Source organism: Mycobacterium sp. HM-7, from assembly GCF_053852335.1.
In genome coordinates this window covers 2,651,604-2,665,071 of record NZ_CM132657.1, presented here as the reverse complement: position 1 = coordinate 2,665,071, position 13,468 = coordinate 2,651,604, and the positions used below count along the sequence as shown (strand labels likewise).

The window sequence follows — 13,468 nt, the reverse complement described above, 5'->3', positions numbered from 1 at the left end:
CATGGTGAATCGCACATCTCAGCCGCTTTCGGGAATCACTTCGGGTGTTTCGGACAGCGCATCGCAGACGCCGAGGCTCCCCGCACGGCGCGAAAAGTTCGCTGGAAACGCCCGAGCAATCAGTTCGGTACCAGGCTGAGCCGGACGTCGGCACCCACGGTCTCGACCCCGTCGAACCGCCAGCGGCGCGCCTGGGAGATGGTCGATACCCCGGCATCGTCGATCGCCGTGATCGGTCCGCCCAGCAGCGTGGGCGCCAGGTAGGCCAGTATCCGGTCCACCAGGCCGGCCCGGATGAACGCCCCGGCCAGCGTCGGACCGCCTTCGAGGATCACGTCGGTCCGGTCGGACAGCGCTCTGAGCACCTCGAGCGGGTCGTGGGTGCGGATCACCATGGTCCGGGAGTCATCGTTCAGGATGTTGGACTCCGACGAGATCTCGCGTTCGCCGACCACCACCCGCAGCGGCTGACGGGCCGCGAGGGTGCCGTCGGGCCGGCGGGCGGTCAGTGTCGGATCATCGGCCAGCACCGTCCCGGTGCCCACGACGATGGCGTCGGCCACCGCGCGGTGCCGGTGCACGTCGGCCCGGGCCGCGGGGCCGGTGATCCACTGGCTGGTGCCGTCGGCGGCGGCACTGCGGCCGTCGATGCTGGCCCCGAATTTCCACGTCACATGCGGTCGGCCGGTGCGCTGGCGGTGCAGCCATTCGCGCAGTGGCCCGCCGGAGACCTCGTCGGCGAGCACGCCCGCGGACACCGTGACGCCGGCGTCGGTCAGCCGCTGGGCACCGCCCGCGGCCACCGGGTTCGGGTCGGCCACGGCGAACACCACGGCCGCCACCCCGGCGGCCAACAGCGCGTCGACGCACGGGCCGGTACGTCCCTGGTGGTTGCACGGTTCGAGCGTCACCACGGCAGTGCCGCCCGCGGCGCGCGTACCGGCCCGGCGCAGCGCCATGACCTCGGCATGCGCGTCGCCCGCGGGCTGGGTGCCGCCGACACCGGCCACTTCGCCGTCACGGTCGAGAATCACCGCACCGACCGGCGGGTTCGGGTAGGTCGTGCCCTTCACCGCAGCAGCCTGGCCGATGGCCTGCCGCATCGCGGCGTCGATGAGGTCCGGCGTCACAGCACCAGATGTGGTGAGGCAGCGGCGGCCTGCCGCCGCAGCGACTCGACCGCGGCACCCGGATCCGCCGCGTTGTACACCGCGGAGCCCGCGACGAAGCAGTCGACACCGGCCGCGGCGGCCGCCTCGATGGTGTCGACGTTGATGCCGCCGTCGATCTCGACGACCAGGGTCAGCTCACCGGAATCGACCAGCCGGCGTACCGCGGCGACCTTGGGCAGCACCTCGGCGATGAACTTCTGGCCACCGAACCCGGGCTCCACCGACATCACCAGCAGCGTGTCGAAGTCGCGCAGGATTTCGAGGTAGGGCTCGATCGGGGTGCCCGGCTTGACCGACAGGCCGGCCTTGGCACCGGCCGCGCGGATGTCACGGGCGACGGAGATCGGGTCGTCGGTGGCCTCGGCATGGAACGTCACGTTGTAGGCGCCGGCCTCGGCGTAGGACGGAGCCCAGCGCTTCGGGTCCTCGATCATCAGATGGCAGTCCATCGGGATGTCGGTGACCTTCAGCAGGCTCTCGACGACCGGCAGACCCAGCGTCAGGTTCGGGACGAAATGGTTGTCCATGACGTCGACGTGCAACCAGTCGGCGCCCTCGACGGCCGCTGTTTCTTCGGCGAGCCGGGCGAAGTCGGCGGACAGGATGGAGGGGGCGATCAGTGGGGCGTGGGCGAGCGGAGCGACGGGAGATGGGCCTGCCATGGCGGTCAGACTACTTTGAGCGCGGCGGCGAACATCGCATCGGTGCCATGCCGATGTGGCCATAACTGCACGTGTGGTCCGGGGCCCAGTCGATCGGCCGGGGCGAACAGCGGACGCGTGTCGATCGCTTCGACCGGCTGGCGGCGCAGGGCGTCGGCGATCACGCCGACGGTCTCGGCCAGATGCGGCGAACACGTCGCGTACAGCACCACACCGCCCGGGCGGGTGAGTTTGATTGCCGCAGCCAGCAATTCACGCTGCAGCCGGGCCAGGCCGGGTACATCCGAGGGCTGCCGGCGCCACCGTGCCTCGGGCCGGCGACGCAGCGCGCCCAGGCCGGTGCAGGGCGCGTCGACCAGGACCCGGTCGAAGGAGCCGGGCTCCAGGCCCGATTCGCGGCCGTCGACCCGGAGCACCTCGACGCCCATGCCCCTGGTGTTGCGCTCGACCAGGTCCGCGCGGTGCTCCGTCGGTTCGACCGCGGTCACCGTGGCGCCGCACTGCGCGGCGATGGCCGCGAGCATCGCGGTCTTGCCGCCGGGACCCGAACACAGGTCCAGCCAGCGGGTGTCGTTGCCCTCCAGCGGCACCTCGGCCAGCGCCCGGGCCACCAGCTGGCTGCCCTCGTCCTGCACCTGCGCCAGGCCGTCCCGGATCGGGTCCAGCTGGCCGGGGTCGCCGCCCGGCAGATACACCGCGTAAGGCGAGAACCGGCCGACTTCGCCGCCGATCGCCGCGGCGAGCTCGTCGGCGCTGATTTCACCTGGCCGGGCGGCCAGGTGCACGAGGGGCCGTTCGTCGTCGCTGGTGAGCATCGCGTCCAGCTCCCCCGCATCGGCGCCCAAGGCGTCGGCGAAGGACTGCGCGACCCAGCGCGGGTGCGCATGGGTGAAGGCGGTGTGGCCGATCGGGTCTGCGGCGGCGGACGGCGCGAGCTCGGCCACCCAGGCTGCTTCGTCTTTGCTCGCGATGGTGCGCAGCACACCGTTGACGAAACCTGCACGCACCGAATCGAATTCGATAGCGGCCTGCTCCACCGTGGTGTCCACCGCGGCATGGGCGTCGACCCGGGTGCGCAGCAACTGGTAGGCGCCGAGACGCAGCAGGTCCAGCAGGACGGCGTCAATCCGGTCGGTCGGCCGTCCGGCGGCGCTCTCGATCACCGCGTCGAGCAGCCCGACGCAGCGGCAGGTGCCGTAGGTCAGTTCGGTGGCGAAGGCCGCGTCGCGGCCGGTGATGTCACGGTCGCGCAGGATGGCCGGCAGCGCGAGGTTGGCGTAGGCATCACGCTCGGAGACGGCGCGCAACACATCGAATGCGGCCTGGCGGGCCGGATCGAGTGGCTTGCGCCGCGGACCGCGGGGTGCCCGGCGTTCGGCGTCGGCCGGGCGGGACTGCGACCGGCCCGGTTGCCGGTCCTGCCGATCCCGGCCGCCGGCTCGCCCCTGATTACTGGGACGGCCCTGATTGCTGGAACGGCCTTGCCGCCCGCGATCGCCGCCGCGTCCGCTCCGTTCGGTCACCGGGCCACCACACCTTCGTCCAGCCGGGCGCCGCGCGCCCAGTCCGCTGCGTTCATTGCCTTCTTCCCCGGCGGCTGAACCGTACCCAGGCGCACCGGCGTGCTCCCGGTGCCGACCAGCACGCCTGACTTCTGCACGCGAATTACGCCCGGCGCCAACGGTTCTGCCTCAACCGGGACCACGGGCCCGAGCTTGACTCGCAGGTCGCCGATCTCGGTCCAGGCCCCGGGATTCGGGGACACGGCGCGCACGCGGCGATCGACGACATGCGCGGGCAGGTCCCAGCGCACCCGCGCGTCTTCCACCGTGACCTTGGGTGCCACCGTCACGCCGTCGGTGGGCTGCCGCACCGCCGTCAGCGCACCGTCCTCGACGCCGTCGAGTGTCGTCTCCAGGAGACCGGCGCCGGCGTCGGCCAACCGGGCCAGCAGATCACCCGCAGTGTCGATGGGCCGCACCGCCTCGGTCAGCACGCCGTACACGGGACCGGAATCCAAGGCACGTTCGATGAGGAACGTGGTCGCGCCGGTCACCTCGTCGCCCGCGGCGATGGCGGCCTGCACCGGGGCGGCGCCACGCCACGCGGGCAGCACCGAGAAATGGAGGTTGATCCAGCCGAGGCGGGGCACGGCCAGCAGCTCGTCGCGCAGCAGGGCACCGTAGGCGACGACGGCGCAGCAGTCCGGAGCCAGCTCGGCCAGTTCGGCGACGAACTCGGGCTCATTCGGCTTCGCCGGCCGCAGCACCGGAATACCTTCGGCCAGAGCAAGTTCCGCGACCGGGGACGGCGCCGGCTTGCCGCGGCGACCGGAGGCCGCGTCGGGACGGGTCAGCACCGCGACCACCTCGTGGCGGGGCGACGCGATGAGCCGGCGCAATGACGGCAGCGCGGGTTCCGGTGTTCCGGCGAAGACGATACGCACGATCCACCAGGCTACTTGGGCACAAGCCCAACCCAGTCATCCGATGTGCAACGGATCGATCTGCACCCGCGCCGGCTGCTGATCGTGACGGGCGCTGAGCACGCCCGTCGCCCGCCGCAGGGCCGCCGCCAGCACCAGCCCACGGTCGCGCGAGACCCGCACCAGCATGCGGTGCACCGGTGCTCCCGGGTCCACGCCGGGCGGCCGGCGGGCGCCGAACGGCAGGTCGACGGGGCCGAGCACCTCGGCATCGGGCGGCAATGCGGCGGCCTCCAGCAGGGCATCCGCCGCCTCCGGGACGCCGTCGACGGCGGCGAGGTGCACCGCGGGCGGCAGTCCGACCTCGGCGCGGCCGTCGAGTTCGGACTCGGCATGCCCGACGGGATCCCAGCGCACCAGAGCTTGCACGGTCGGGATCGACGACTCCGCCACCACCGCGACGGTGCCGCCGGCAGCGCGGTCGAGCACCATGGCCGACGCCGACATCCACCGGCGCAGGGTGTCCTCGGCGGCCCGCAGATCCTGGCGGCCCAGCAGGGCCCAGCCGTCCAGCAACAGTGCCGCGCCGTAACCACCGTCGGCGCGCGGTTCGGCGCCGGGGGTCGACACGACGACAGCGGGTCGGTGGGGTACCTCCGCCACCACGGCGTCACCGCCCGAGGTGATCACCGGAACGCCAGGGAAGGCCCGGCCCAGCTCCTCTGCGGTGCGCCGGGCGCCGACCACGACGGCACGCACCGCGTCCGAGCCGCAGCGGCCGCAGCGCAGCGCGACGTCCTGGCGGCCGCACCACCGGCAGACGGCGCCGACGGTGTCGCGGTCGGGCAGTGACAGCGGGCCGGTGCAGTGCCGGCATCGGGCGATGGTCCGGCATTTGCCGCACGCCAGCGCCGGGACGTAACCGCGCCGCGGCACCTGCACCAGCACCGGCCGCCCGGCGCTCAACGCGGCCCGAGCGGCGCCCAGCGCCATCGACGGCAAGCGCGCGGTGCGGGCCGCGGCGTCACGTTCGTGGGTGTGCGCATCGTCGTCGAGGGCAACGACCCGCGGCGCTCTGGCACGGACCACACTGCGGCCGGCCACCAGATCGTGCGCCCACTTGCTGCGGACGAGCGCCTGCGCCTCGGCGGTGCGCGCGAAGCCGCCGATCACTGCGCCGCAACGCAATTGGTGTGCCCGCAGCATCGCGACCTCGCGGGCGTGCGGATAGGGCGCACGGGGCTCGGCGAGGGAGTCGTCGCCGTCATCCCACACGACGACGAGCCCGAGGTCGGCGACCGGCGCGAACACCGCACTGCGAGTGCCGATCACAAGCCGCGCCTGGCCGCGCAAGACCGACAGCCAGCGCCGGTAGCGCTGTGACGGGCCGAGACCGGCGGACAGCGCCACCACCCGGGACTCGTCGACGAGCGTCAGGGCCGCGGCGTGGACGGCGTCGACGTCGCGCTGATCCGGCACGATCAGCAGGGCCCCACGGCCGGCGTTGACGACGACGGCCGCCGCCTCGGAGAGCCGCCGGGCCCAGTCCTCCCCCGGCAGCGCCTGCCACACCGCGCGCGCGGCGCGGCCCTCGGCGAGCGCCTCCAGGAACTGCTCGCCGCGGCCGTACTGCTGCCAAGCGCCGGCGTCGACGTCCCGCGGGACGAACGGCGGAAGCTCCGGCGGCGGTTGTTTCTCCACGGTCGCGTGCCGGGGCGGAATGGCCAGCCGCAGCACGTCGGGCCGGCTGCCGGCGTACCGGGCCGCCACCGCCTCGGCGAGACGCTGCACATCGGGGGTCAGGACCCGCTCGGCCGACACCACGCGCTCCAGCCAGCCGAGCTTGCCGGAATGGTCGGTGTCCGAACGTCTTTCGAGTATGAATGCGTCGACCAGCCGGCCGTTGAACCGGACCTTGGCCCGGACGCCGGGCTGCGCGTCGTCAGACAGGTCGGCCGGCACCAGATAGTCGAACTCGCGGTCCAGATGCGGCACCGACAGCATCGGCAGCACCCGAGCCACAGGCTCGTGCTCGGCCTGCTGTCTGGTGACGGTCACGCAGTCGGTGTAGCAGACACGGCCGACACCGTCGACACCGTCCGGCCCGCGAAGAACCCGGCGGTGATCAGCAGCAGCGAGGCGGCGTAGGCCCACCAGATCGCGACGGCCAGCGTCTCGTCACCGAGGACGAACTTGCTGATGCCGATCATCCCGTCACTCACTGCGAAACACAGCGCGCCCAGGGCGGTCCAGCGGGTGGGCAGGTCGGCGAACAAGGCGGTGCACACCATGGCCACCAGGACGGCCATATAGACGGTGACGGGGATCGTCATCTGCTGTGCGACCAGGCTCGGCCAGAACCAGATGATCAGCCCGACGCAGACGACGATGAGGGCGGCGGCGCCGGCGGTGGCCGCCGGGGTGCGCCGGGCCAGCGGCAGCAGAGCTGCCAGGAAACACAGGTGGGCGATCAGGAACGAGCCGAGCCCGAACACGAATCCCAGCTGCCACCCGGGGATCGCCAGCAGGAAGTCACCGCCCGCCGAGAACACCAGCGCGGCGACCAGCCACCGTCGTTCGCGGACGATGGCGTGTCCGGCCGCGGCCACCGCCAGCAGCAGCGCCGGCAGCGCTTTGATCTCGGGTTGCAGGGCGAACTGCCCGATCAGGTCGGCGCCCGGCGGCAGCCGCAACGCCGTCACGATGAGGAAGATGCCGTAGCCGGCGGCCACCACCGCGGCCGCTACCCACAGCCGCCGGCGCGGTGCGTACGGTGAACCCATGTCGGACACTGCGCGTCCCCCGCTCGATCCCATTCTGCAAAAGGTACTGGAAGCCGTTCCGTTCCAATTGACCATGGACGGTGGCATCGAAGCCGCTCGGGCCAGGTTCCGTGAGCTGCCCCGCAAGCCCGTGTTCCCGGAGGTCCGCGCCGAGGACCGCGTCATCGACGGGGTGCCGGTCCGGGTCTACTGGCCGGCGGACGTCGAACCTTCAGCACCCGTCGTGCTGTTCTTCCACGGCGGCGGCTGGGTGGTCGGCGATCTCGACACCTACGACGGCACCGCCCGGCTGCATGCCGCCGGGACCGGCGCCGTCGTGGTGTCGGTGGACTACCGGCTGGCGCCCGAGCACCCGTTCCCCGCCGCGGTGGACGACGTCTGGGCCGTCACGCAGTGGGTGGCCGCACACGCCGAGGAGATCGGCGGCGACCCGAACCGTCTTGCGGTGGCCGGTGATTCGGCCGGCGGCAACCTGGCCGCGGCGGTCGCGCAGCTGGCCCGCGATGCCGGCATCACGCTGCGCGCCCAGCTGCTCTGGTACCCGGCGACCACCTGGGACACGTCGCTGCCGTCGTTCACCGAGAACGCCGACGCCCCGGTTCTGGGTCGCGACGCCGTCGGTGGGTTTTCGCTGCTCTACGCCAAGGGCGTCGATCTGCGGAATCCGCCGGCCGCACTGGTGCCGGCACGCGCCGAGTCGCTGGCCGGGCTGGCGCCGGCGTACATCGCCGTCGCCGGATACGACCCGCTGCGCGACGATGGCATCCGGTACGGCGAAATGCTCACCGCGGCTGGGGTTTCCGTCGAGGTGCACAACGCCGAGACCCTGGTGCACGGTTACCTCGGTTATTACGGCGTGGTGCCGGCGACGACCGAAGCGGCCGACAAGGCGTTGGTGGCGCTGCGGGCCGCGTTAGCCTGAGCCATGACTTCAGATGTGACGCCGGACACTCGCCCTGGTATCGACCCGATCCTCAAAGCCCTCCTGGACGCCGTGCCACTGGAGTTCACCATCGACGACGGTGTCGAGGTGGCACGGGCCAAGATCGCCGCGATGCGGCCTCCCGCCGCGATGCTGCCGGACCTGCGGATCGAGAACCGCGTGCTCGACTGCGGTGACGCAGGCCAGATTCCGGCCCGCATCTACTGGCCGCCCATCGATGGCGAGACCCGTCCACTTCCGGTCGTGGTCTTCTACCACGGCGGCGGCTGGGCCATCGGCGACCTGGATTCCCACGACCACGTGGCGCGCGCGCACGCGGTCGGCGCCCGCGCCATCGTCGTGTCGATTGAGTACCGGCTGGCGCCGGAGCATCCCTTCCCTGCCGCCATCGAGGATTCCTGGGCCGCGCTGCAGTGGGTCGCCGCGCACGCCGCCGAACTGGGCGGTGACCCGGCGCGCCTCGCGGTGGCCGGGGATTCGGCCGGCGGCAACATCTCCGCGGTGATGGCGCTGCGGGCGCGCGACGCGGGCGGCCCGGCACTGGCGTTCCAGCTGCTCTGGTACCCGGTCGCCACGGGTGACGTGTCGCTGCCGTCGTTCACCGAGAACGCCGACGCGCCCATGCTCAACAGCAACGTGACCGCGGCCTTCCTGTCCTGGTACCTGCCCGGCATGGACCTCAGCGACGCCTCGACGCTGCCGACCGACCTGGCCCCGGCCAACGCCGAGTCCCTGGCCGGTCTGCCGCCGGCCTACATCGGGACCGCCGAGCACGATCCGCTGCGCGACGACGGTGCCGAGTACGCCAAACTGCTTGCCGCCGCCGGGGTTCCGGTCGTGTTGAGCAATGAGCCGACCATGGTGCACGGCTTCGTCAGCCTGGCACTGGCTTCGCCGGTGGCGACCGAGGCCACCGACCGCGGCCTCGCGGCGCTCAAGGCTGCGCTCCACGCCTGAGTTTCCTTCGCCAAAAGCGACAGTTTTGCGTCCGCTCGCGCAAGTATGGAGCCATGACAACGCCTGATGTCCAAACTCTGATCGTCGGCGCCGGCTTCTCCGGGATCGGGGCCGGCATCCTGCTGGACCGGGCCGGCCTCGGCGACTACCTGATCCTCGAAGCCGGCTCCGGCCCCGGCGGCACCTGGTTCTGGAACACCTATCCCGGTGTCGCCGTGGATATTCCGTCGTTCTCCTACCAGTTCTCTTTCGAGCAGAGCGCGGACTGGTCGCGAACCTACGCCAAGGGCCACGAGCTCAAGGCGTACGCCGAGCACTGCGTCGACAAGTACGGGCTGCGGGACCGGATCCGGTTCGGCACCGAGGTCACCGGCGCCGAGTACGACGACGACGCCGATCTGTGGCGGGTGCACACCGGCACCGGCACGCTCACCGCACGGTTCCTGATCAACGGCAGCGGCGTGCTGACGGTGCCCAAGCCACCGGACATCGAGGGCGTCACCGACTTCGCGGGCATCACACTGCACACCGCACGCTGGGACAGCAGCATCGACCTGAGCGGCAAGCGGGTCGCGATCATCGGCACCGGCGCCTCGGCGGTGCAGGTGATCCCGGAGATCGCACCGCTCGTGGAGCAGCTCACGGTGTTTCAGCGGACGCCGATCTGGTGCTTCCCGAAGCTGGACCTGCCGCTGCCGGCCGCGGCCCGGTGGGCCATGCGGATACCTGGCGGCAAGACGCTGCAGCGACTGGCCAGCCAGGCCTACGTCGAGCTGACGTTTCCGCTGTCGGCGCAGTACTACAGCGTGTTCCCACTGGCGGACGGCGCGGCCCGGATGGGGCGGTCGTTCCTGCGCCGCGAGGTCCACGACCCGGTGGTCCGCGACAAGCTCACGCCGCGCTACGCCGTCGGCTGCAAGCGGCCAGGCTTCCACAACAGTTACCTCGCGACATACAACCGCGAAAACGTCAGCCTGGTAACCGAATCCATCGAGCGCATCACGCCGACCGGGGTACGCACCTCCGACGGGCAGGAGCATGAGGTGGACGTGCTGATCCTGGCGACCGGGTTCAAGGTGATGGACGTCGACAGCGTGCCGACGTTCCCCGTCACCGGCGCCGGCGGCCACACCCTCGGCGAATTCTGGGAGACGCAGCGGCTGCAGGCGTACGAGGGCGTCAGCATCCCCGGCTTTCCGAACTTCTTCACCGTCATGGGGCCGTACGGGTACGTGGGATCGTCGTATTTCGCACTCATCGAAGCGCAGGTGCACCACATCGTGCGGTGCCTGCAGCGGGCCGAAAAGGTTGGCGCCCAGCGGGTCGAGGTCTCGCAGGAGGCCAACGACCGCTACTTCGCGGAGATGCTGAGCAAGCGCCACCGGCAGGTGTTCTGGCAGGACAGCTGCCAGTCGGCCAACAGCTACTACTTCGACAAGAACGGCGACGTGCCGCTGCGGCCCGCCACCACGGTCGAGGCCTACGTGCGCAGTCGCCGGTTCGACCTCGACGACTATGAGTTCAGCGCGTGAGTATTCGGGTCCGCACTCATGTGAAAGTTCTTTGAACCCGGTAACTTTTCCCGCACGGAGCACCTCGGCACGGCTATAGGCGCCGAAACGTCGGTACAGTCGCGGAGGTGACTTCCCGGCCGATGCGATGGCGGGCAGCGGCCGTGCTGCTCGTGAGTGTGCTGGGCATCGGGATCGGTATCCAACTGTGCGCCAGGCCCATTGCCACGGCGCACGCGCACGCCGCACCCGTACTCGTCGCGCCCGGGCATTCGCTGCCGTCGGTGACCGCCGAACACCCGCACGCGCGGGACGGCTCGATCCCGTCGGCCCCGGACCTGATGGCCACCGCCGGACTCCCCCGCTCCGCCTCCACTCTGCTGGCTCTCGGCCTGGCCGTGGCGCTCTGCGTCGCCATGGTGTGCTGGTGCGCGCTGCGGACGGTGACCAGTCGCGGCCCGCCCCGGCGCGCCGCCGCGATTCACACCGGCCGGGCGGTCCTGACCCGGCTCTGCATCTCCCGACGCTGATCGGTCAGCGCAGATCGGCCACATTCGTGGCTGGTCGGTGTCCGCTGCCCGATCCCGCTGCCGCATCGCAGCCTTAAGCGAAAAGTGATGCACTCATGAACAATTCGACCAATCTCACCCTGCCCACAAAGTCCTCGAAACCGGCGTCCGGCCCCTGCCGGCTGGCCCGCTACGACCGGCCCGGCACCATGGTCGGTGGCACCCCGGTGCTGCGGATCGCCGCCCCGTTCACCACTGACGACCGTGGCTTCTGGGCCAAGCTCGAAGGCGTGAACCCCGGCGGCATGAAAGACCGGCCCGCCATGTACATGGTCGAACGCGGCCGTGCCCGCGGCGACCTGCTGCCCGGCGCGCGGATCGTCGAATCCACCAGCGGCACACTCGGACTCGGCCTCGCCCTGGCCGGAACCGTGTACGGGCACCCGGTCACACTGGTGACCGATCCGGGCATGGAACCGATGATGCTGCGGATGCTGGCTGCGTACGGCGCCGACATCGACCTCGTCACCGAGCCGCATCCGACCGGCGGCTGGCAGCAGGCCCGTCGTGACCGGGTGGCCGAGATCCTGGCCGCCGATCCTACGGCCTGGTACCCCGACCAGTACAGCAACCCCGACAACGTCGACGCTTACCGGGATCTCGCCCTGGAATTGCATTCGCAGCTCGGCGCCGTCGACGTCCTGGTGTGCTCGGTCGGCACCGGCGGGCACTCGGCCGGGGTGGCAAAAGTGTTGCGCGAGTTCAATCCCGACCTGAAACTGATCGGCGTCGACACCATCGGATCGACGATCTTCGGCCAACCTGCGCAGAGCCGGCTGATGCGCGGGCTGGGGTCGAGCATCTACCCCGACAACGTCGACTACGCGGCCTTCTCCGAGGTGCACTGGGTGGCGCCCGCCGAAGCGGTGTGGGCGTGCCGGGCGCTGGCGGCGACCAGCTACGCCAGCAGCGGGTGGAGCGGTGGCGCGGTGGCGCTGGTCGCCGGCTGGGCGGCGCGCCGCCACGACGCGGACACCACGGTCGCCGCGATCTTTCCCGATGGTCCGCAGCGGTATTTCGACACCGTCTACAACGACGACTACTGCCGCCGGCACGACCTGCTGGGGATCACGCCGCCCGCCGAACCCGCGGTGATCGCCGATCCCACTGAGCGCGTGGTGGATTCGTGGACACGCTGCGCGACGGTGCGCAGGCCCGGGTCACTCTGATGGAGGTGCTGGCCCAGTTCCGCAGCTTCGGCTGGCCCAGCCGGGTGCTGATGCTCAACCAGTTCGGCATCAACCTCGGCTTCTATATGCTGATGCCGTATCTGGCCGGGTATCTCGCCGGCCCGCTCGGCCTGGCCGGCTGGGCCGTCGGGCTGGTGCTCGGGGTGCGAAACTTCTCGCAGCAGGGCATGTTCATCGTCGGTGGGACATTGGCCGACAGACTGGGCTACAAGCCGCTGATCGTGGCGGGCTGCCTGTTGCGCACGGCCGCCTTCGGGTTATTGGCGGTCGCGCAGTCACTACCGACGCTGCTGATCGCCTCGGCGGCAACCGGTTTCGCGGGGGCGCTGTTCAACCCGGCGGTGCGCGCCTATCTCGCCGCGGACTCGGGCGAGCGCCGGGTGGCGGCGTTCACGGTGTTCAACGTCTTCTATCAGGGCGGCATTCTCGCCGGGCCGTTGGTGGGATTGGCCCTGATGGGGCTGGACTTCCGGGCCACCGCCGGCATGGCGGCGGTGGTGTTCGCGGTGCTGACCATCGCGCAGCTGTTCGCGCTGCCCAAAGACCACGCCACTGTCGCCGAACGTGTTTCGGTACTGCATGACTGGCGCACCGTGCTGGCCAACCGTCCGTTCCTGTTGTTCGCCGCGTCGATGGTGGGCACCTACGTGGTGACGTTCCAGGTTTATCTGGCGCTGCCGCTGCACGCCAGGGTGCTCTCACCGCACCATGAATCCGCCATCGTGGCAGCCGTTTTCGCGGTGTCAGGGCTGGTCGCCATCGGCGGCCAAATCCGGATCACGGCCTGGTTCACCGCACGCTACGGCCGCGCCCAGTCGCTCACGATCGGGGTGCTGGTGCTGGCGGCCGCGTTCGTCCCGCTGATCGTCGTGCCCGATGACCGATGGGGGCCGGCGGCCGCGGTGACCGCACTGCTGACGACGGCCGCGCTGCTCGCAGTCGGATCCGCCGCGGTGTACCCGTTCGAGATGGACACCGTGGTGTCGCTGGCGGGCGACCGGTTGGTCGCGACGTACTACGGCTTCTACAACACCATCGTCGGCGTCGGCATCCTGGTGGGGAATCTGGCCACCGGCGCGCTGATGGAGACGGCGCGTGCGGCCGGCCGGCCCGAACTGATCTGGGTGGCGCTCACGGCCATCAGCCTGCTGGTCGCGCTGGCGTTGTACCGGAGCCGTCGGCTGGAGCCGAAGCTTGTCGGCTGACCACACACCAATGCCCCCGCAGTGCGGGGGCATTGGTGTTGCGCGAAAAGA

At 70.9% G+C, this 13,468-nt stretch carries 12 protein-coding genes; 6 read left to right on the top strand and 6 right to left on the bottom strand.

The annotated features are described in order from the left end of the window. Positions 1–119: 119 nt before the first annotated feature. The 6 genes from ribD to ACWW1C_RS12865 are packed head-to-tail and all read right to left on the bottom strand — an operon-like array spanning position 120 to position 7,042. Entirely contained in the window at positions 120–1,103 is a 984-nt protein-coding gene (gene ribD / locus ACWW1C_RS12890) for a bifunctional diaminohydroxyphosphoribosylaminopyrimidine deaminase/5-amino-6-(5-phosphoribosylamino)uracil reductase RibD (RefSeq protein ID WP_455984258.1), read from the bottom strand. A gap of 23 nt (positions 1,104–1,126) precedes the next feature. Then, positions 1,127–1,834, bottom strand: coding sequence for a ribulose-phosphate 3-epimerase (rpe, locus tag ACWW1C_RS12885; RefSeq protein ID WP_455983786.1), 708 nt, complete (start codon positions 1,832–1,834; stop codon positions 1,127–1,129). A gap of 5 nt (positions 1,835–1,839) precedes the next feature. Continuing rightward, positions 1,840–3,357 carry an RsmB/NOP family class I SAM-dependent RNA methyltransferase gene (locus ACWW1C_RS12880; RefSeq protein ID WP_455983785.1) on the bottom strand — a complete coding sequence of 506 codons (1,518 nt, stop codon included), beginning with the start codon at positions 3,355–3,357 and terminating at the stop codon, positions 1,840–1,842. Beyond that, a complete protein-coding gene (gene fmt, locus ACWW1C_RS12875; protein WP_455983784.1) occupies positions 3,354–4,280 on the bottom strand; it encodes a methionyl-tRNA formyltransferase in 927 nt (308 codons plus the stop codon). The genes ACWW1C_RS12880 and fmt overlap by 4 nt, the downstream gene beginning before the upstream one ends. Positions 4,281–4,316: 36 nt before the next feature. Continuing rightward, positions 4,317–6,317 (bottom strand): primosomal protein N', encoded by a 2,001-nt coding sequence (locus tag ACWW1C_RS12870; RefSeq protein WP_455983783.1) that lies wholly within the window; start codon positions 6,315–6,317, stop codon positions 4,317–4,319. After that, positions 6,314–7,042 carry a lysoplasmalogenase gene (locus tag ACWW1C_RS12865; RefSeq protein ID WP_455983782.1) on the bottom strand — a complete coding sequence of 243 codons (729 nt, stop codon included), beginning with the start codon at positions 7,040–7,042 and terminating at the stop codon, positions 6,314–6,316. Before ACWW1C_RS12865 ends, ACWW1C_RS12870 begins: the two co-directional genes overlap by 4 nt. Here ACWW1C_RS12865 and ACWW1C_RS12860 point away from each other — a divergent pair. The 6 genes from ACWW1C_RS12860 to ACWW1C_RS12835 all read left to right on the top strand — a co-directional run bounded on the left by ACWW1C_RS12860 (position 7,041) and on the right by ACWW1C_RS12835 (position 13,417). Beyond that, positions 7,041–7,964: an alpha/beta hydrolase gene (locus tag ACWW1C_RS12860; RefSeq protein ID WP_455983781.1), complete on the top strand. Its 924-nt coding sequence runs from the start codon at positions 7,041–7,043 to the stop codon at positions 7,962–7,964. The genes ACWW1C_RS12865 and ACWW1C_RS12860 overlap by 2 nt on opposite strands. A 3-nt stretch (positions 7,965–7,967) precedes the next feature. After that, entirely contained in the window at positions 7,968–8,942 is a 975-nt protein-coding gene (locus ACWW1C_RS12855) for an alpha/beta hydrolase (RefSeq protein ID WP_455983780.1), read from the top strand. A gap of 53 nt (positions 8,943–8,995) precedes the next feature. Next, on the top strand, positions 8,996–10,474 hold the full coding sequence (locus ACWW1C_RS12850) for a flavin-containing monooxygenase (RefSeq protein ID WP_455983779.1): 1,479 nt from the start codon (positions 8,996–8,998) through the stop codon (positions 10,472–10,474). A gap of 107 nt (positions 10,475–10,581) precedes the next feature. Beyond that, a complete protein-coding gene (lpqS, locus tag ACWW1C_RS12845) occupies positions 10,582–10,983 on the top strand; it encodes a putative copper homeostasis (lipo)protein LpqS (protein ID WP_455983778.1) in 402 nt (133 codons plus the stop codon). A gap of 188 nt (positions 10,984–11,171) precedes the next feature. Beyond that, the gene (locus ACWW1C_RS12840; protein ID WP_455984257.1) at positions 11,172–12,191 is read left to right on the top strand and encodes a PLP-dependent cysteine synthase family protein; all 1,020 of its coding nucleotides are present in this window, start codon (positions 11,172–11,174) and stop codon (positions 12,189–12,191) included. Then, positions 12,191–13,417, top strand: coding sequence for an MFS transporter (locus tag ACWW1C_RS12835; RefSeq protein ID WP_455984256.1), 1,227 nt, complete (start codon positions 12,191–12,193; stop codon positions 13,415–13,417). Before ACWW1C_RS12840 ends, ACWW1C_RS12835 begins: the two co-directional genes overlap by 1 nt. Positions 13,418–13,468 lie beyond the last annotated feature (51 nt).

What these genes read in the sequence shown, in the direction of transcription:
- ribD (WP_455984258.1), bottom strand. Translation starts at nt 1,103, where the DNA reads ATGCGGCAGGCCATCGGCCAGGCTGCTGCGGTGAAGGGCACGACCTAC.
- rpe (WP_455983786.1), bottom strand. Translation starts at nt 1,834, where the DNA reads ATGGCAGGCCCATCTCCCGTCGCTCCGCTCGCCCACGCCCCACTGATC.
- ACWW1C_RS12860 (WP_455983781.1), top strand. Translation starts at nt 7,041, where the DNA reads ATGTCGGACACTGCGCGTCCCCCGCTCGATCCCATTCTGCAAAAGGTA.
- ACWW1C_RS12865 (WP_455983782.1), bottom strand. Translation starts at nt 7,042, where the DNA reads ATGGGTTCACCGTACGCACCGCGCCGGCGGCTGTGGGTAGCGGCCGCG.
- ACWW1C_RS12855 (WP_455983780.1), top strand. Translation starts at nt 7,968, where the DNA reads ATGACTTCAGATGTGACGCCGGACACTCGCCCTGGTATCGACCCGATC.
- ACWW1C_RS12850 (WP_455983779.1), top strand. Translation starts at nt 8,996, where the DNA reads ATGACAACGCCTGATGTCCAAACTCTGATCGTCGGCGCCGGCTTCTCC.
- ACWW1C_RS12840 (WP_455984257.1), top strand. Translation starts at nt 11,172, where the DNA reads ATGGTCGGTGGCACCCCGGTGCTGCGGATCGCCGCCCCGTTCACCACT.
- ACWW1C_RS12835 (WP_455984256.1), top strand. Translation starts at nt 12,191, where the DNA reads ATGGAGGTGCTGGCCCAGTTCCGCAGCTTCGGCTGGCCCAGCCGGGTG.